Origin of the sequence: Mycolicibacterium madagascariense (assembly GCF_010729665.1) — a bacterium.
In the GTDB taxonomy this organism is placed as follows: domain Bacteria; phylum Actinomycetota; class Actinomycetes; order Mycobacteriales; family Mycobacteriaceae; genus Mycobacterium; species Mycobacterium madagascariense.
The window spans coordinates 1,386,316-1,403,569 of sequence record NZ_AP022610.1; the positions used below are offsets into that span (position 1 = coordinate 1,386,316).

The 17,254-nt window shown below is 68.4% G+C and carries 16 protein-coding genes; 4 read left to right on the top strand and 12 right to left on the bottom strand.

Features of this window, described 5'->3' with window-relative positions:
* Positions 1 to 68: 68 nt before the first annotated feature.
* The 5 genes from G6N60_RS06550 to G6N60_RS06570 all read right to left on the bottom strand — a co-directional run bounded on the left by G6N60_RS06550 (position 69) and on the right by G6N60_RS06570 (position 5,800).
* Positions 69 to 1,307, bottom strand: a complete 1,239-nt coding sequence (locus G6N60_RS06550; RefSeq protein ID WP_163734182.1) for a D-alanyl-D-alanine carboxypeptidase family protein — start codon at positions 1,305 to 1,307, stop codon at positions 69 to 71.
* Positions 1,308 to 1,397: 90 nt separating this feature from the next.
* The gene (locus G6N60_RS06555; RefSeq protein WP_163734186.1) at positions 1,398 to 2,846 is read right to left on the bottom strand and encodes an amidohydrolase family protein; all 1,449 of its coding nucleotides are present in this window, start codon (positions 2,844 to 2,846) and stop codon (positions 1,398 to 1,400) included.
* Positions 2,847 to 2,881: 35 nt separating this feature from the next.
* Positions 2,882 to 3,874, bottom strand: a complete 993-nt coding sequence (locus tag G6N60_RS06560) for an SMP-30/gluconolactonase/LRE family protein (protein WP_163734190.1) — start codon at positions 3,872 to 3,874, stop codon at positions 2,882 to 2,884.
* 22 nt (positions 3,875 to 3,896) lie between these two features.
* Positions 3,897 to 5,282 (bottom strand): aspartate aminotransferase family protein, encoded by a 1,386-nt coding sequence (locus tag G6N60_RS06565; RefSeq protein WP_163734193.1) that lies wholly within the window; start codon positions 5,280 to 5,282, stop codon positions 3,897 to 3,899.
* On the bottom strand, positions 5,279 to 5,800 hold the full coding sequence (locus G6N60_RS06570) for an Lrp/AsnC family transcriptional regulator (RefSeq protein ID WP_163734196.1): 522 nt from the start codon (positions 5,798 to 5,800) through the stop codon (positions 5,279 to 5,281). Before G6N60_RS06570 ends, G6N60_RS06565 begins: the two co-directional genes overlap by 4 nt.
* Positions 5,801 to 5,923: 123 nt before the next feature.
* Between G6N60_RS06570 and G6N60_RS06575 the strand changes: the two genes are divergently transcribed.
* The 4 genes from G6N60_RS06575 (at position 5,924) to G6N60_RS06590 (ending at position 10,953) form a co-directional block, all read left to right on the top strand.
* A complete protein-coding gene (locus tag G6N60_RS06575) occupies positions 5,924 to 7,414 on the top strand; it encodes a gamma-aminobutyraldehyde dehydrogenase (RefSeq protein ID WP_163734200.1) in 1,491 nt (496 codons plus the stop codon).
* A 16-nt stretch (positions 7,415 to 7,430) separates the two neighbouring features.
* The gene (locus G6N60_RS06580) at positions 7,431 to 8,624 is read left to right on the top strand and encodes an enhanced intracellular survival protein Eis (protein ID WP_163734204.1); all 1,194 of its coding nucleotides are present in this window, start codon (positions 7,431 to 7,433) and stop codon (positions 8,622 to 8,624) included.
* 93 nt (positions 8,625 to 8,717) lie between these two features.
* Positions 8,718 to 10,286 (top strand): gamma-glutamyltransferase family protein, encoded by a 1,569-nt coding sequence (locus G6N60_RS06585; protein ID WP_163734207.1) that lies wholly within the window; start codon positions 8,718 to 8,720, stop codon positions 10,284 to 10,286.
* 7 nt (positions 10,287 to 10,293) lie between these two features.
* Positions 10,294 to 10,953 (top strand): YoaK family protein, encoded by a 660-nt coding sequence (locus tag G6N60_RS06590; RefSeq protein ID WP_246240385.1) that lies wholly within the window; start codon positions 10,294 to 10,296, stop codon positions 10,951 to 10,953.
* A gap of 36 nt (positions 10,954 to 10,989) precedes the next feature.
* Here G6N60_RS06590 and G6N60_RS06595 read toward each other — a convergent pair whose 3' ends face one another.
* The 7 genes from G6N60_RS06595 to sdhC all read right to left on the bottom strand — a co-directional run bounded on the left by G6N60_RS06595 (position 10,990) and on the right by sdhC (position 17,249).
* Positions 10,990 to 11,316, bottom strand: coding sequence for a hypothetical protein (locus tag G6N60_RS06595; RefSeq protein ID WP_163734211.1), 327 nt, complete (start codon positions 11,314 to 11,316; stop codon positions 10,990 to 10,992).
* A 68-nt stretch (positions 11,317 to 11,384) separates the two neighbouring features.
* Positions 11,385 to 11,624, bottom strand: coding sequence for a hypothetical protein (locus G6N60_RS06600; protein WP_163734214.1), 240 nt, complete (start codon positions 11,622 to 11,624; stop codon positions 11,385 to 11,387).
* 253 nt (positions 11,625 to 11,877) lie between these two features.
* Positions 11,878 to 13,611: an APC family permease gene (locus G6N60_RS06605; protein WP_163734219.1), complete on the bottom strand. Its 1,734-nt coding sequence runs from the start codon at positions 13,609 to 13,611 to the stop codon at positions 11,878 to 11,880.
* Between the two features lie 162 nt (positions 13,612 to 13,773).
* Positions 13,774 to 14,559, bottom strand: coding sequence for a succinate dehydrogenase iron-sulfur subunit (locus G6N60_RS06610; RefSeq protein WP_163734224.1), 786 nt, complete (start codon positions 14,557 to 14,559; stop codon positions 13,774 to 13,776).
* Positions 14,559 to 16,313: a succinate dehydrogenase flavoprotein subunit gene (sdhA, locus tag G6N60_RS06615; protein ID WP_163734227.1), complete on the bottom strand. Its 1,755-nt coding sequence runs from the start codon at positions 16,311 to 16,313 to the stop codon at positions 14,559 to 14,561. The genes G6N60_RS06610 and sdhA overlap by 1 nt, the downstream gene beginning before the upstream one ends.
* Positions 16,314 to 16,338: 25 nt before the next feature.
* The gene (locus G6N60_RS06620) at positions 16,339 to 16,827 is read right to left on the bottom strand and encodes a succinate dehydrogenase hydrophobic membrane anchor subunit (RefSeq protein WP_163734230.1); all 489 of its coding nucleotides are present in this window, start codon (positions 16,825 to 16,827) and stop codon (positions 16,339 to 16,341) included.
* Positions 16,824 to 17,249 carry a succinate dehydrogenase, cytochrome b556 subunit gene (gene sdhC, locus G6N60_RS06625; protein WP_163734234.1) on the bottom strand — a complete coding sequence of 142 codons (426 nt, stop codon included), beginning with the start codon at positions 17,247 to 17,249 and terminating at the stop codon, positions 16,824 to 16,826. The genes G6N60_RS06620 and sdhC overlap by 4 nt, the downstream gene beginning before the upstream one ends.
* Positions 17,250 to 17,254 lie beyond the last annotated feature (5 nt).

A 17,254-nucleotide genomic window follows, 5' to 3' on the forward strand; every position in this document is an offset into this window, starting at 1 on the left:
CCAGGTGAGATGTCCGACGTGCCTCAGGTGAGATGGTGAATGAGCTTGGGCCCCAACGGGTCAAACGACTACGCGTTCGGCCGCCGGTTCAGCGTGCGGGCACCCATGATGAGGCCGAACACGACGATCGCGCCGACGACGCCCACGCCGACGCGGACCGGCATCGCCGCGGCGGCGGGCAACGAGGACGCGGCGACGTCCTGTGCCGGCGTCTTGTCGCCCACGGGGTTCTTGTCCCTGGCGATGAGTGAGGGATCGGGATCGACCAGTGTGCCAACCTTGGTGCCCGGTGGCGTCGCGAATCCGTAGTCGAGGAGGTGCGCGGCCTGCTCCCACGGCGCGATCGGCAGTCGGGTGCCGTGCAGCATGATGGCGACGAGCCGGCGGCCGTCGTGGTTGGCCGCCCCCACGAACGTCTGACCCGCGTCATCGGTGTAGCCGGTCTTGCCGCCGAGGGCGCCGGGGTAGTTGTAGAGCAGTTGGTTGTCGTTCTCCAGCTGATATCCCGGATGGTCGTCCCCGCCGCCGATGGCGGGGTGGCCGGGGAAGTCGTAGTCCTTGGTCGAGACGATGTTCGCGAATACGGCGTTCTGCCAGGCGTACCGGTAGAACAGGCCGAGGTCGTAGGCCGAGGTGCTCATGCCGGGCCCGTCGAGTCCCGACGGCGTGGCGGCCCTGGTGTCACGGCCACCGAGCTTGCCGGCGAGGTCGTTGATCTTCTGGATCGCGACGTCCATCCCGCCGAGCTGCACGGCCAGCGCGTGGGCGGCGTCGTTGCCCGAATGCATGAGCAACCCGTGCAGCAGGTCGTTGACGGTGTACTTGCCGCCCTGGTCGACGCCGACCCGGGTGCCTTCCGCGGCCGCATCGTCGGAGGTGCCCATGACCTGCTTGTTGATCGGCAGTTCCCGCAGCGACTGGGTCGCCAGCAGCACCTTGATGATGCTGGCGGGTCGGTGCCTACCGTGCGGATCCCGCGCCGCGACGATGTCGCCACTGTCGAGATCGGCGACGATCCACGCATCCGCCGAGACGTCGTCGGGCACCGGCGCGGTGTTGGGCGCGGTGATGATGCCACAGCCCGACAGCGCGTCACCGCCGAGCGGCTTCGCCGGAACCGGAAGCGGCGCGGGTGGGTCACCGGATTCGGGGACCTCGGAGGAGTCGACGGCGGGCGGTGTCGCCACCCGGTAGGGGCAGTCGTCGGCGTGCGCGAGAGCGGGGCTGCCGAGCAGGCAGAACGCCACCAGGAACGGGGTCGCCGCCACTGCGGAGGCGCGACGGGTCACGGTTCGGAAGGTCGCCATGGTGAGAGCAGATTAAGCGACGTCGAACCGTCGACCGGGTTGCCACGCTGTGACCAGAGTGACCACTGCTACCTACGAGGTTTGCCGCGGTCAGTGTGCCGGCGAGGTCGTCGACACCTCGTTCTTGATGGCCGTGAGTTCGGCGCCGGTGCGCAGCCTGCCGCGCTGCACGACGCCCATCACCGACGACAGGTGCGCCGCATCCTCGAGTGGGTCGTCCCGCAACAGCACCAGGTCGGCGACCCTGCCGGGTGCGACGGAGCCCGCGGTGGTGGTCGTGCCCAGGTACTCCGCGGCGTTCGACGTCGTCATCTGCAGGATGCGCAGCGGGCTGAGGCCCGCACGCGCCAATTCGCCGAACTCGCGGTGCAGCGAAAAGCCCGGCACCTCCCACGCGGCGCCGACCGAGTCGCTGCCCGCCAGCATCTTGACCCCGGCGGTGTCCAAAATCTTCGTCAGCCGCAGCAGCACGTCGTAGACGCTGCGGAACGTCTCGCGCTGCGCGGCGGTGAAACGGCCGAACTTCTTGGCCGCGCCGCGCCACGTCTGCACCGTCGCGGGCGCCATGTACTTCAGGTAGGGGTCGTGGCTGAATTCGCATGCGTCGCAGAGCTGTTGGGTGCGCAGGCGGATGAGCGTCGGGACGTGCCAGGTGCCGGCGGCGACGAAGGCGTCGGCCAGCTCGGCGGCCTTGCCCTCGTCGAAGGTGTCGACGGCGCGCTGCAGCAGTTCGATGTCCGCGGGCTTGGACCGGTTCAGCGGGTTGACGACCAGCTTGGTGAGCACGCGATCCATCAGCCGGTCGACGAAGGGCAACTCGACGGGCGGCAGCTTCGGCGTCGGTGCCGTGGCGATCTCGGCGGCGATGTTCGTCTGATCGGTGGAACAGGCCGCCAGCATGGTCACCCCGGGCCCGAGGTGCTCGATGCCGTGAAACCCCGCCTCGACCGCCGCGACGACGTCGATTCCGGCGGGCAGGTGGCCGAGCATCGGGATGCCGAGCCGGTTTGCCTCGGCCTGCGCGGGGAAGTAGACCTCGGGTGTCACCGCGGCGATCTTGATGAAATCCGCACCGGCAGAATGCTGTTCGCGCACCATGTCGACGGCGCGGTCGGCCGTCGCCGCGTTGAACGGCGTCAGCAGTGCACCGGGCATCGCCAGCAGCGCCGGCGACGCGCTCGGCAGGTCCAGTGCGCCGTCGCGTCGCTGGGCCAGCAGGTCCGGTGAGCCGTGCATCTGGCGAAAGCCCGTGACGCCATTGGCGAGCATGAGTGCCAGCGCCCCGGTGGGATCCTGACGGCCCAGCGGATGGGCGTGCATGTCGGCGTACCCCGGCACGACGTACGCGCCCTGCATCGAGACGACCTCGGCGAGCGGCGCGCAGGCATCGTCGCGGGGGCCGACCGCCGTGATCGTGCCGTCGACGATCGCGACGTCGCAGTCGGATCTCAGGGAGCCGTCGTGCACGTCGACGACCGTCACCCCGCGCAGGGTGAGCGGGGCGGGGGCACGGTCGGTCGCGACGGGGGGCGGGGTCATCCGTTCGACCGTAGCCGCCGAAACTGGATGCCCGGTCAGAGATCGAACCAGGCGACGCTCGACGCGCCGATGCCGCCCAGCCACAACCGGTTGCCGTCCTGCGCGACGCCGGTGCTGGAGCCGAAGCCGGGGTGCGTGGTGTGCACCTGCTGTAGGACGCGGCCGTCCTCCGGGTCCACCGCGATCACCCACACCTGCGGATCCACGTCCGGTAGCAGACCGTAAGGCAAGAGCCACAACAGCTTTCGCAGGACCGGCGCCTTCGGGGCCAACCATTCCGCGACCGCGTTGCGACCCGACACCAGGGCGACCCAGATGCGGCCGTCGGCACCCGTCGAGATGTTGTCCGGGTACCCGGGCAGTTCCCCGATCAGTGGCTCGACGGTGCCGGCCGGCGGGCCCTCGAGCCAGTACTTCGACACGCGGGCGGCCTGGGTCTCGGCGAAGACCAGCGCCGATTCGTCGGCCGTCAGGGTCACGCCGTTGGCGAAGTACAGCCCCGACAGCAGGGTCGTGACGGTGCCGTCGGCGTCGCGCCGGAAGAGCGCGCCGGTGGGACGCGCCTCGAGGATCGCGCCCTTGTACCGCTCGTAGTGGAAGCGCGACGTGGACTCGGTGAAGTAGATCGTCCCGTCCGACGCCTCGGCGACGTTGGAGCAGAACCGAAGTGGCCGCTGGTCGACGGTTTCCACCAGGGTCTCGAAGGCGCCGGCGACGGTGTCCATGCGAAGCAGGCCGCGATGACTGTCGCACACCAGCAGGCGGCCGTCCCGTGCGACGGCCAGGCCGAGCGGTCGCCCACCGGTGTTGGCGACGACCGTCGGCGAGCCGTGGTCGATGCGCACGATGCCGCCGTCGGCCAGTCCCGTCCAGACCGTACCCCCGGCGTCGACGACGACGTCCTCCGGAGCGGGACCCGGCACGTCGACGACGTGCACGACCGGGTCGAGGTCCACCGCCGGCAGCGGCCGCGAGGGCGGCGGCTGCCAGCGGACGGGATCGATGGATGGCTTCGCGACGGGACTCACCTGCGCGAGGCTAACCGGTGGCCTACAGGCGGCGGCCGGCTTCGCTCAACACGCCGCGCAGGATGTCGTAGATGGCGTCGAACTCCTGCTGACCGCTGATGAGCGGGGGCGCCAACTGCACGACTGGGTCGCCGCGGTCGTCGGCGCGGCAGTACAGCCCCGCCTCGAACAATGCCGGCGTCAGGTAGCCGCGCAGCAGTCGCTCGCACTCGTCGTCGTTGAACGTCTCCTTGGTCGTCTTGTCCTTGACCAACTCGATGCCGTAGAAGAAGCCCTCGCCGCGGACGTCGCCGACGATCGGCAGGTCGTACAGCTGCTCCAGCGTCGACCTGAAGGCCGGCGCCATCTCCTTGACGTGGTCGTTGATGCCCTCGCGCTCGAAGATGTCGAGGTTGGCCAACGCGACCGCGGCCGACACGGGGTGTCCACCGAAGGTGTATCCGTGGCCGAAGACGGTGTGCCCGTCGTCGAACGGCTCGAACAGGCGGTCACTGGCGATCATCGCGCCGATCGGCGAGTACCCCGAGGTGAGGCCCTTGGCGCAGGTGATGATGTCCGGCACGTATCCGAAGTCGTTGCACGCGAACATCGATCCGATCCGGCCGTACGCGCAGATCACTTCGTCGGACACCAGCAGGACGTCGTACTCGTCGCAGATCTCGCGGACCCGTTCGAAGTATCCGGGCGGCGGCGGGAAGCAACCGCCCGCGTTCTGCACGGGCTCCAGGAAGACGGCGGCCACGGTGTCGGGACCCTCGAATTCGATGGCCTCGGCGATGCGGTCGGCGCAGTAGCGACCCCAGGCCTTGGGGTCGGTGCTGAATTGTTCCGGCGCCCGGTAGATGTTGGTGTTGGGGACCCGGAAGCCGCCGGGGGTCGGCGGGTCGAACGGCGCCTTGAAGTCCGGGATGCCGGTGATGGCGAGTGCTCCCTGCGGCGTGCCGTGGTAGGCGATGGACCGCGAGATGACCTTGTACTTGCCGGGCTTGCCGGTCAGCTTGAAGTACTGCTTGGCCAGCTTCCACGCACTCTCGACGGCCTCGCCGCCGCCGGTGGTGAAGAAGACCCGGTTCAGGTCGCCCGGTGCGTAATTGGCGATGCGCTCGGACAATTCGATGGCCGGCGGCGTCGCGAAGGACCACAGCGGGAAGAAGGCCAGTGTCTCGGCCTGTTTGGCGGCGGCCTCGGCCAGCTCGGCGCGACCGTGGCCGACCTGGACGACGAACAGCCCCGACAGACCGTCGATGTACTTGTTGCCGTGGCTATCCCAGATGTGGACGCCTTCGCCGCGGGTGATGATGGTCGGCGTGATGTCCTCGCCGTGGCGGGCGAAGTGCCCCCAGAGGTGGCGTTTGGCCGTGGTGGCCATGTCGTCGGTGATGGTTGGATCGGAATCGATGAGTGTCATCTAGTGCCCCAATTGTATTGCTGTTTCACGAGTTTGAGATAAACCAAGGTTTCGGTGGATATCACCCCTGGGACGGCGCGGATCTTGGTGTTCAGTAGGTCGAGCAGGTCGCCGTCGTCCTCGCAGACCACCTCGACGATGGCGTCGAAGGAGCCCGCGGTCAGCACCACGTAGTCCACGGACTCGATGGCGGCCAACTTGTCGGCGACCTTGGTGGTGTCGCCGGTGCAGCGGATGCCGATCATCGCCTGACGGGCGAACCCGAGTTGCATCGGATCGGTGACCGCGACGATCTGCATGACGCCCGCGTCGACCATGCGCTGGACGCGCTGGCGCACGGCCGCCTCGGACAGCCCGATGGCCTTGCCGATGCCCGCATAGGACCGACGACCGTCCTGCTGCAGCTTCTCGATGATCGACTTGGACAGTTCGTCCAGCTGAAAGGCGGCACCGGGACGGGACTGGGTGATCCGCAACGAGACAGCACCGATGCCGGGCTGAGCACCCTGATCGACCATGCCGACGATTGTGCACGGAATCAGTCGTTCCGGGCAACCAAAGCCATGAAATCGTTCGTTTTGGCCAGTTGCCACGGATGGAATGCGTAGGAGATCGACAGGTGGTCGGCTAGCGTGAAAGTCATGACGATAGCGAGCAGCTGGATCGACGGGGCCGAGGTGAGCACCGGCGGCGGTATGCATCAGGTCCTCGATCCCGCAACGGGACGGGTAGTTGCCGATCTCGCCCTGGCGACGCCGGCCGACGTCGACGTCGCCGTGGGTTCGGCGCGGCGGGCGTTGCCCGAGTGGGCGGGCGCCACCCCGGCGGAGCGATCAGCGGTCCTGGCCACGCTGGCCCGACTGGCCGGCGAACACGCCGAGACGTTGGTCGCCGAGGAGGTCAGTCAGACCGGCAAGCCGGTACGGCTCGCCACCGAATTCGACGTGCCCGGCAGCGTGGACAACATCGACTTCTTCGCCGGAGCCGCTCGGCACCTCGAGGGCAAGGCCACCGCCGAATACTCCGGGGACCACACGTCGAGCATCCGTCGCGACGCGATCGGCGTCGTCGCGACCATCACACCGTGGAACTATCCGCTGCAGATGGCGGTGTGGAAGGTGCTGCCCGCGCTGGCGGCCGGTTGCTCGGTGGTCATCAAACCGGCCGAGGTCACGCCATTGACCACGCTGACGCTGGCGCGGCTGGCCACCGAGGCAGGCCTGCCCGACGGGGTGCTCAACGTGGTCACCGGTGCGGGCGGTGACGTCGGCACCGCGCTGGCGGGGCATGCCGGCGTCGACCTGGTGACGTTCACGGGCTCGACGGCGGTCGGACGCAAGGTGATGTCGGCCGCCGCGCAGCACGGCCACCGCACGCAGCTCGAACTCGGTGGCAAGGCGCCGTTCCTGGTGTTCGACGACGCCGATCTCGACGCCGCGATCAACGGCGCCGTCGCCGCGTCGCTCATCAACACCGGCCAGGACTGCACGGCGGCGACGCGGGCCATCGTCGCGCGCGACCTCTACGACGACTTCGTGGCCGGGGTCGCCGAGCTCATGGGCACGATCGTCGTCGGTGACCCGCACGACCCCGACACCGATCTCGGACCGCTGATCACCCACGCGCACCGGACCAAGGTCGCGGGCATCGTCGAGCGTGCGCCCGGGGAGGGCGGCCGCGTCGTCACCGGTGGCGCCGCGCCGGACGGGCCCGGCGCGTTCTACCGGCCCACGCTGATCGCCGACGTCGACGAACGGTCCGAGGCCTACCGCAGCGAGATCTTTGGCCCGGTCCTGGTCGCGCGACCCTTCACCGACGACGACGACGGCATCCGGCAGGCCAACGACACCGAGTACGGGTTGGCGGCCTCGGCCTGGACCCGCGACGTCTACCGCGCGCAGCGGGCGTCCCGGGAGATCCATGCGGGGTGCGTGTGGATCAACGACCACATCCCTATCATCAGCGAGATGCCGCACGGCGGCGTCGGCGCCTCGGGCTTCGGCAAGGACATGAGCGACTACTCGTTCGAGGAGTACCTCACCATCAAGCACGTCATGAGTGACATCACCGCCAAGCCCGAAAAGGATTGGCACCGGATCATATTCACGAAGCGCAGCGGAGCTGAATCATGAGCTCCGTCAGTAAGCGGTGAGCACCCTCAGCGTGCAGGACGCCACCGACGCGGACTGGCCGGGCATCGCGCTGCTGACGGCGGTCAGCTTCGGCGCGTTCTGGCAGCCGGAGACGATCGCGGCGTGGCGCACGCTGATGCCCGAGCACGGCTCGGTGATCGTCCGTGACGGCGGCGACGTCGTGGGGATGACGCACTACCTGGACCTCGAGATGACGGTGCCGGGCGGTGCGACCCTGCCCACCGCGGGCATCACGTGGGTCGGGGTCGCGCCGACGCACCGCCGCCGCGGACTGCTGCGGGCGATGTACACCGAACTGCACCAACGGATTTCGGACGCGGGCTATCCGATCGCGGCGCTGACGGCGTCGGAGGGCGGCATCTATGGGCGCTTCGGGTATGGCCCCGCGACGGTCGAGACCCAGCTGAGCATCGACCGCCGCTTCGCCAGGTGGCACCGCGACGCCCCGGGTCCCGGGGGAGTGCGGATGGTTCGGGCGCACGACCATCGCGACGCGTTCGCCGAGATCTACGAGCGGTATCGGCGGCGCACGCCGGGTAGCTCGCCGCGGCCGTCACCGCTCTGGGAGGACCTGCTGGCCGACTGGGACTCGTCGCGCGGCGGCGGGACCCAGTGGTTCGCGCTGTTGCATCCCGACGGTTACGTGCTGTACCGAATGCACCGGGATCCGGCGAAAAGGGCTGCCGTCGAGGAGTTCACGGCCGTCACCCCCGAGGCGCACGTCGCGCTGTGGCGGGCGCTGCTCGGCATGGACCTCGTCGAGACGATCACCGCGCCGAGCCATCCGGGCGAGCCGCTGCCCTACCTGCTCGACGACTCCCGCGTGGTGCGTACCACGGCGTCGCAGGACGATCTGTGGCTGCGGATCATGGACGTCGTCGCCGCGCTCGAGGCCCGCACCTACCGTGGCGACCTGCGGACCGTCCTGGAGATCACCGATGAGTTCCGCTGTGACGGCGGTCGATTCGCACTCGACGTGACCGGCGGTCGGGCCACGTGCGCCCGAACCGAGGCCGACGCGGAGTTCACCATGGATCTCGACGTCCTCGGCAGCCTGTACCTCGGTGCCCACCGTGCGGCCGACCTGGCCGCGGCCCACCGCATCCGCGGCGGCAGCCCCGCCCAATTGCGCTCGCTGGACATCGCATTCGGCAGCGACGTGCCGGCCCGCCTCGGGTACGGCTTCTGAAGCCACGCGCGCCGAGATGGGCCTCCTGTCGTCACCACCGCAGGCGGCACGATGGAGAATGCCATGTCGGCGCATAAAAGAGGAGCGATGTCCATGACCACGTCCACCGCCGCACTGGCCACCCCGCACGCGCTGGCCACCGAAGCGGGCCTGCAGGCCTATCGCGACGGCGGCAACGCCATCGACGCGGCCATCACGGCCGCCGCGGTGCTGACGGTCGTCTATCCGCACAACGTCGCCCTCGGCGGGGACCTGATCGCGCTGATCCGCACCCCGGACGGTGCGGTCCGCTGCCTCAACGCCTCCGGGTGGGCGGGTGCGGCCGTCGACGCCGCCGGGCTGCGCGCCAGGCACGGCGATCGCCTGCCCGCCCGCGGCGCCCACGCCGTCACCGTCCCCGGCGGCGTTCGCGGCTGGGAGACGTTGCGCACCTTGGGTTCTCGGTTGTCGTGGGCGGACACCCTACGCGCGGCCGAGGAGGTCGCCAGGGCTGGCGCCCCCGTCGCGCCGTCGCTGGCCGCCCACCTCGCGGACGCCGAGAACGCCGAGCTCTTCGCCGCTGCGGACTTCGCCGGCGTGTTCCGGCCGGGCGGCCGGGTGCTGCGCGCCGGCGATCCGCTCGTCCAAACCCGGCTGGCGGATACGTTCGCCGCTCTGCGGCACCGCGGTGGCGACGACTTCTACGACGGCGAGCTCGCCGAGCAGATGGTGTCCTATCTGCGGGCGGCGGGGTCGGTGCTGACGGTCGACGACTTCGCCGCGTTCCGCCCGGAGACGGTGGATCCGCTGGCGGTCGACTTCGCCGACCTGACGGTCCACACCAGCCCGCCAAGTACGCACGGCTTCATCCTGTCGCGAGCACTGCGGGCGATCGTCGCGCTCGGGCTCGACGATCCGCTGGGTGGTGACCTCCCCGCGCTGCTGCGAACGTTTGAGGGAGGCAACGTGTTACGCGAGCACGTGCTCGCCGATCCCCGGCTCGCCGAGGTCGACGTCGAGGCGCTCGTGTCCGCCGGGCTCGAGGACGTCTCCGAGGGCGTCACCCGCGCGGCCACCTCGGTGCCGCGCGGTGACACCGTCGGGGTGGCCGCCGCCGACGGCGACGGGTTCGCCGTCTCGCTCATCCAGAGCGTCTTCTACGCGTTCGGGTCGGGACTCGTCGACCCCGCGACCGGCGTCCTCTTCCACAACCGGGGCACCAGCTTCTCGCTCGATCCCATGTCGCCCAACGTGATCGCACCGCACAAGCGGCCGGTGCATACCCTGATGCCCGTGATGACGACGCATGCCGGCGAGGTGCGGCACGTGCTGGCGACGATGGGCGGGCAGGGTCAGCCGCAGATCCTCGGGCAGGTGCTGCTGCGTGCCGTCGACGGTGCAACCGCGGACGCTGCGGTCGGCGCGCCGCGGGCGATCGTCGGGACCCAGGTCGACGGTGCGACGGTCGACTCGGTGACCGTCGAGCGCGACCTGGCCGACGTGGCGATGGCCGCGCTCGCCGACGCTGGGGTCGAGCCCATCGTCGTGCCCCCGCACACCGACGACATGGGACACACCAACGTCGTGTTCATCGACCAGGCCGGGACGATGACGGCGGCGTCGGACCCACGGTCGGACGGCGCAGCCGCGGTGGTCGACTACGTCCGCCGCGGCACACCGTAGGAGCACCGTGCGGGACCTGCGACTGTGGCTGATGATGGCCCTGACCTTCGTGACCGGTCTGGTCGATGCGGTCGGCTACCTCGGCTTGGACCGCGTCTTCACCGGCAACATGACGGGCAACCTGGTCATTCTGGGCATGGGGTTGGCGGGCAGGGACGACCTGCCCGTCGGCGGCCCGCTGGCGGCGCTGCTGGCCTACGTGGTCGGCGCCGCGATCGGCGGGCGGTTGGTGCTTCGCCACCGACCGGCATGGACCACCGTGGTGACGGTGCTATTCGCCTGCAGCGCAATCATTCTCGCGGCGTTGGCGACCGTGCTGCTGCTGGTGCCGATCGCCGGGGCGTCCGTGGCGGGCGCCGCGATCGCCGCCTCCATCGCCATTCTGATGGGCGCCCAGGCGGCGACCGCGCGGGCGCTCGCGGTGACCGACATGACGACGGTGGTGGTGACGTCGACCATCACCGCGTACGCCAGCGAGACGCTGTTCGCGCCGGGCCTGGCCTGGCTGACGCACCGCAGGCTGTGGGCGATCGTGGCCATCTTCAGCGGCGCTCTGGTCGGTGCGCTGTTGATGAGGGCCCACATCAGCGTGCCCGTCTACGTCGCCGCCGTGCTCACCGCCACGGTGGCGGTGCTCGGACACCGGGGGTGGGGGAGCGACGAGTGACCCGTCAGCCCTTGGAGAGGCTGCCCTGCGGCCAGATCACAGAGCGTCTGACCGGCCCGCGTTCTGCTCTTGCCCGTCGCGCCTCTGCGCGATAGTCGGGGTCCACATCGTGCGGATCACCGCGAGAACGGGTATGCCAAGCATGACGGCGCCCGCTACCGAATTGCCGATGCCGAAGAACACGATCGACGCGACGGTGAAGATCGACAGGAACAGCGTGGCCATTCCCCTGTCGCTCCGGGCTTGCGCGATTTCGGCGTCAACCAGTCGATCGAGTCGGCTCGACGCATCGACAGTCTGGGACTCAGCCATGCGGAAGATGCGTTCAGGCGCGTCTGTGACGAGTTCGCGGTACTTGGCCATGTCCTCCGGTCTCGCCAGCGGGCCGGACCATGAATATTCGAACTGTGTGGTGAGCCGCTCGATGCGGGCTAGGAGTTCGGAAGGCTGCGCAGGTAGCGCGTCGCCAGCTCTAAGGTCTCGCGGATGTCCACCGACGTCGCCGCTGAGCGCTGCTGGCGGGCTATCTGCTGAGATTCCATCTCGCGGCGCAGCGTTCGCACCCGGGGAGTCGGGCTGCTGAGAATCTTCTCCAGGCCGCGACCCATCGACCCGATCAGCGTCCTGCTCGTCGAACGGCTCGTGGGGTTGTCCCGGTCGGTGATGCTCATGAGCCAACGATATCCCCTTCTGAGCAGCGCAACTACGGATGTCGGTGACGTCGCGAGGGAACCAGAGCATAGTTCCGGACGAGTTTTGCGCAACACCGTGAATGGCCCGCAGTTGACCACCGCGGGAGTCCGCATCGTAAGTTGGCGATGCAATCACATTGCGCCGCAACAACTGTCAGAAGGAGGACCGCCTTCCTCACCGCCGCGGTGGCGGTGATCGGACACCGCGGATGGGGGAGCGACGAGTGACCCCTCAGCCCTTGGTGAACTCCTCACCGGTGCGCGGGTCGACGGCCGTCTCGCCCTTCGGCAGGTTCGACAGGTCCTGGGAGATGACCGTCGGCATGTCGCCGGAGTCGGGCAGACCGAAGTGGGCCACCGATGCGGTCGCGGGTTCGAGCAGCAGGTCGGCCCGGCGGGGCAGCGTCTGGCCCTTGAAGAAGCCGGGGGCCATCACCCACCAGACGATCATGAGGATGACGCCGAGGACGAGCGCACCGACACCCACGACGGCCACGGCGCCGAAGCCGAAGATCGTCACGTTGTTGCCAGCCTTGTCGACCAGGTAGTCGACCTTGGCGTACTGGATGAGTCCGTAGACGAAGACCACCGTCAGCATGATGGCGCCCAGCAGGGGCACCAGGCAGCGCATCAGGATGTCGCGCGGTGACTTGGTGAACGTCTTGCGGTAGTACCAGACACAGGCGTAGCCGGTCATGCCGTAGTAGAAGGCGATCATCAGCCCGACCGAGCCGATCAGCGCGAGCAGCAGGCTGCTGCTGATCAGGGTGAACATCACGTAGAAGAAGATCGACACCGCACCCATCACGATCGTCGACACCGTCGGCGTCAGATACGTCCGGTGGATTCTCGCGAATGAGGTCGGTAGGGCCTTGTAGACGCCCATCGACAGCGTCGTGCGGGCGGTCGGCAGGATCGTCGTCTGGGTGGACGCCGAGGCCGACGTCAGGATCGTCGCCGACAGGGCCAGCAGGCCGATGTGCCCGATGAAGCTGTTGCCGAACAGGGCCGGTCCGATGGCGGCGAACACGTCACCGGAGTTGTCCGGGTTGCTCAGGCCGGCGTCGGTGGTGCCGGTGCCCGCGAAGGCGACCGCGGCGACGGTGACGATGGCGTAGGTGCCCAGCAGCAGGAACGTCGACAGCACCGCGGCCTTCCCCGGGGTGGAGCCGGGGTCGTCGGACTCCTCGTTGCAGGCGACCGCGGTGTCCCAGCCCCAGTAGATGAAGATCGCGATGAGGATGCCGGGGCAGATGACGGTGCCGAAGTCGAGGCCGCCCGGCCACAGCCAGGACCACGACGGCTTGATCGACTCGGCCAGCGCGTGGTTGGTGTAGACCTTGACCAGGGCGTAGACCGAGATGACGATCAGGACGATCACCTCGAAGCTGAGCAGGAAGTACTGCAGCCGCGCCGACACCTCGATGCCGCGGTAGCAGATCCAGGTCATGAGGACGATCCAGATGACGCCGGCGACCGTCGACCACAGCGTGCTGTTCGCCAGATCGGCGGCGGAGTGCCAGCCGAGGTCTCCGACGAAGGTGAACGAATAGGCGCCCGCAATCTGGGCGAGGTTTGCCATGACGATGATGTCGGCGGCGATGATGCCCCAGCCACCCATCCAGCCGACGAGCGGTCCGAACGCCCGGGAAGCCCAGGTGAACGTGGTGCCGCAGTCGGGTTCGGCCTTGTTGAGCTCCTGGTACGCCACCGCGATCAGGTAGATCGGGATGAACGAGATGAGCACGATGGCGGGCGCCTTCACCCCGAGCGCGGGGTCCTGCGCGGCGCAGGTCGCCACGACCAGGCCCAGGACGGCGGCCAGGCTGTAGGCGGGGGCCGTCGACGCCATCCCCACCACGACGCTGGACAGCAGCCCGAGCGAACCGCCCTTCAGGCCCTTGCTGTCGACGATCCCGCCGGTCCCGGTGTCACCCGGTTGGACGACCATGTCATCGGTGGTCATTGGCATCTCCCCTGTCAGCAGCGAACTGTAGGAGAATACGGTTTTAGTCGTAGAACCGCGCGCGGACAACGAAATTAGTTCTTACAGGTTGTTCTCAGCGTCGATTTCGACGCTGGGGCGGCAGCTGAAAGACAGCCGACGAGCGTTTGCCCGAGAGGAAAACTAGCGGGCGAACATCAGGGCGCGCTTGACCTCTTGGATCGCCTTGGTCACCTGGATGCCGCGCGGGCACGCCTCGGTGCAGTTGAACGTCGTGCGGCAGCGCCAGACGCCGTCGACCTCGTTGAGGATGTCGAGTCGCTCGGCGGCGGCCTCGTCGCGGCTGTCGAAGATGAACCGGTGCGCGTTGACGATCGCGGCGGGCCCGAAGTACGAGCCCTCGTTCCAGAACACCGGACAGCTCGTCGTGCAGCAGGCGCAGAGGATGCACTTGGTCGTGTCGTCGTAGCGGGCGCGGTCGGTCGGGCTCTGGATGCGTTCCCGGGTGGGGGGGTTGCCGGTGGTGACCAGGAAGGGCTTGACGGCGCGGAACGCGTCGAAGAACGGCTCCATGTCGACGACGAGATCCTTCTCGACGGGCAATCCGCGGATCGGCTCGATCGTGATGGAGAGCTGCTTGCCCGGCTTCTTGGGCAGCATGTCGCGCATCAGCACCTTGCAGGCCAACCGGTTGACACCATTGATGCGCATCGCGTCCGACCCGCACACGCCGTGCGCGCACGACCGGCGGAACGTCAGGGTCCCGTCTAGGTACCACTTCACGTAGTGCAGCAGGTTCAGCAGCCGGTCGGTCGGCAGGCACGGCACGCGGAAGCTCTGGAAGCCGGCGGCGTCGGGATCCTCCGGGTTGAACCGCGCGATCTTCAGCGTGACCATCACCGAACCCTCGGGCACCGGCGGGGTGGAGCCGTCGCCCGTGTCGGGCTTGTCGAGCACAGGTGCACTCATCAGTACTTCCGTTCCATCGGCTCGTAACGGGTTTGGACGACGGGCTTGTAGTCCAGCCGGATGTCGCTGAGCAGGTCGCCGCCCTGCTTGTAGGCCATGGTGTGGCGCATGTAGTTGGTGTCGTCGCGGTTGGGGTAGTCCTCGCGAGCGTGGCCGCCGCGGGACTCCTTGCGGTTGAGCGCGCCGACCACGGTGACCTCGGCCAGCTCGAGCAGGAAGCCGAGCTCGATGGCCTCGAGCAGGTCGCTGTTGTAGCGCTTGCCCTTGTCCTGCACCGTGATTCGCGCGTAGCGCTCCTTGAGCTGATGGATGTCGGTCAACGCCTGCTTGAGCGTCTCCTCGGTGCGGAAGACCGCGGCGTTGTTGTCCATCGACTGCTGCAGCGCGCCCCGGATGTCGGCCACGCGCTCGTTGCCGTGCTCGGAGAGGATGTCGCCGACCCAGTCGGTCACCATGCCCGCGGGCGACTCGGGCATGTCGACGAAGTCGTGACCGAGGGCGTAGTTCGCGGCGGCGATGCCCGCCCGGCGGCCGAACACGTTGATGTCGAGCAGCGAGTTGGTGCCGAGCCGGTTCGAGCCATGCACGGAGACGCAGGCGCACTCGCCGGCGGCGTAGAGCCCCGGCACGATCGAACTGTTGTCGCGCAGCACCTGACCGTGCACGGTCGTCGGGATGCCGCCCATGACGTAGTGGCACGTCGGGTAGACGGGCACCAGTTCGGTGACGGGGTCGACGCCAAGGTAGGTCCTGGCGAACTCGGTGATGTCGGGCAGCTTGGCTTCGAGCACGTCGGCGCCGAGGTGACGCACGTCGATGTAGACGTAGTCCTTGTTGGGTCCGGCGCCGCGGCCCTCGAGCACTTCGAGCACCATCGATCGCGCGACGATGTCGCGGGGCGCCAGGTCGACGATCGTCGGCGCGTAGCGCTCCATGAACCGTTCGCCGTCGGCGTTCAGCAGGCGTCCACCCTCGCCGCGGACGGCCTCGGAGATCAGGATGCCCAGACCGGCCAGACCCGTCGGGTGGAACTGGTGAAACTCCATGTCCTCCAAGGGAAGTCCCTTGCGGAAGACGATGCCCAGGCCGTCGCCGGTCAGCGTGTGCGCGTTCGACGTCGTCTTGTACATGCGGCCCGAGCCGCCGGTGGCGAACACGATCGCCTTGGCGTGGAACACGTGCACGTCACCGGTGGCGAGTTCGTAGGCGACGATGCCCGTCGCCACCGGTCCGCCCGGGGTGTCCGACAGCACCAGGTCGAGTGCGTAGAACTCGTTGAAGAACTCGACGTCGTGCTTGACGCAGTTTTGGTACAGGGTCTGCAGGATCATGTGGCCGGTGCGGTCGGCGGCATAGCAGGCCCGGCGGACGGGCGCCTTGCCGTGATCGCGGGTGTGCCCGCCGAAGCGGCGCTGGTCGATGCGGCCCTCGGGGGTGCGGTTGAACGGCATCCCCATCTTCTCGAGGTCGTAGACCGCGTCGATGGCCTCCTTGCACATGATCTCCACGGCGTCCTGGTCGGCGAGGTAGTCGCCGCCCTTGACGGTGTCGAAGGTGTGCCACTCCCAGTTGTCCTCTTCGACGTTGGCGAGTGCGGCGCACATGCCGCCCTGTGCCGCGCCGGTGTGGCTGCGCGTCGGGTAGAGCTTGGTCAGGACGGCGGTCCTGGCGCGCGGACCGGCCTCGACCGCAGCGCGCATGCCAGCGCCGCCGGCACCCACGATGACGACGTCGTAACGGTGTTCAATGATCATCCGAGGTCACGTGTCCTTCGAGTCGTCAGGAGACGTTCGGGTTGAACGTCAGCAGCACGTAGGTGCCCAACACCACGATGAACACCATCGACAGGGCCAGCAGCGTGTTGAGCCAGAACTTGGTGGAGTCCTTGCGGGTGTAGTCGGCGATGATCGTGCGCATCCCGTTGCCGCCGTGCAGTTGGGCGAGCCACAGCAGCAGCAGATCCCACGTCTGCCAGAAGGGTGAGGACCAGCGCTTGGCGACGTAGTTGAAGTCGATTCGATAGACGCCGTTGTCCCACATCAGCATGATGAACAGGTGCCCGAGGGCCAGGAACACCAGCACCAGACCCGAGAAGCGCATGAACAGCCAGGCGTACTTCTCGAAGTTGGGCATGGCGCTGCGCCGGCGGGGCGCCCGCGGGTTGTCCAGGCCGGCGGGCCGGTCGTGGCTGCGCTGCAGGACGGGTGCGGGCCCGCCGCGCTCGCTGAGATGGTCGTAGGGGTTCTCGCCCTTCACGGCGCCGGTCACAGGAAACGCTCCACCATGTGCATGCCGATCACGCCGAGCGAGCCGATGATCCCGGCGATCCAGATGCCGAGGACGACCCACAGCATCTTGCGCTGATACTTCGGCCCCTTCTCCCAGAAGTCGATGAGGATGAGGCGAATCCCGTTGAGCGCGTGGAAGAGCACGGCGACGACGAGCCCGGCCTCCATGAACCCGATGATCGGGGCCTTGTAGGTCTCGATGACGGAGTCGTAGGCCTGCGGGCTGACGCGGACGAGCGCGGTGTCGACCACGTGGACGAAGAGGAAGAAGAAGATCGCCGCGCCCGTGATGCGGTGCAGCACCCACGACCACATGCCGGGGTCGCCGCGGTACAGGGTGCGGCGGCGCTGTGGGCCCGGCCGGGCGGCGGGCGCCGCGGAACCGGTTGCCGTCTGCGTCATGTTCG

Bases quoted from the DNA above. Each gene is read 5' to 3' on its own strand.
- sdhC (WP_163734234.1), bottom strand. From the start codon at position 17,249: ATGACGCAGACGGCAACCGGTTCCGCGGCGCCCGCCGCCCGGCCGGGC.
- G6N60_RS06550 (WP_163734182.1), bottom strand. From the start codon at position 1,307: ATGGCGACCTTCCGAACCGTGACCCGTCGCGCCTCCGCAGTGGCGGCG.
- sdhA (WP_163734227.1), bottom strand. From the start codon at position 16,313: ATGATCATTGAACACCGTTACGACGTCGTCATCGTGGGTGCCGGCGGC.
- G6N60_RS06570 (WP_163734196.1), bottom strand. From the start codon at position 5,800: ATGGTCGATCAGGGTGCTCAGCCCGGCATCGGTGCTGTCTCGTTGCGG.
- G6N60_RS06600 (WP_163734214.1), bottom strand. From the start codon at position 11,624: ATGAGCATCACCGACCGGGACAACCCCACGAGCCGTTCGACGAGCAGG.
- G6N60_RS06575 (WP_163734200.1), top strand. From the start codon at position 5,924: ATGACGATAGCGAGCAGCTGGATCGACGGGGCCGAGGTGAGCACCGGC.
- G6N60_RS06585 (WP_163734207.1), top strand. From the start codon at position 8,718: ATGACCACGTCCACCGCCGCACTGGCCACCCCGCACGCGCTGGCCACC.
- G6N60_RS06595 (WP_163734211.1), bottom strand. From the start codon at position 11,316: ATGGCCAAGTACCGCGAACTCGTCACAGACGCGCCTGAACGCATCTTC.
- G6N60_RS06605 (WP_163734219.1), bottom strand. From the start codon at position 13,611: ATGACCACCGATGACATGGTCGTCCAACCGGGTGACACCGGGACCGGC.
- G6N60_RS06610 (WP_163734224.1), bottom strand. From the start codon at position 14,559: ATGAGTGCACCTGTGCTCGACAAGCCCGACACGGGCGACGGCTCCACC.
- G6N60_RS06555 (WP_163734186.1), bottom strand. From the start codon at position 2,846: ATGACCCCGCCCCCCGTCGCGACCGACCGTGCCCCCGCCCCGCTCACC.
- G6N60_RS06565 (WP_163734193.1), bottom strand. From the start codon at position 5,282: ATGACACTCATCGATTCCGATCCAACCATCACCGACGACATGGCCACC.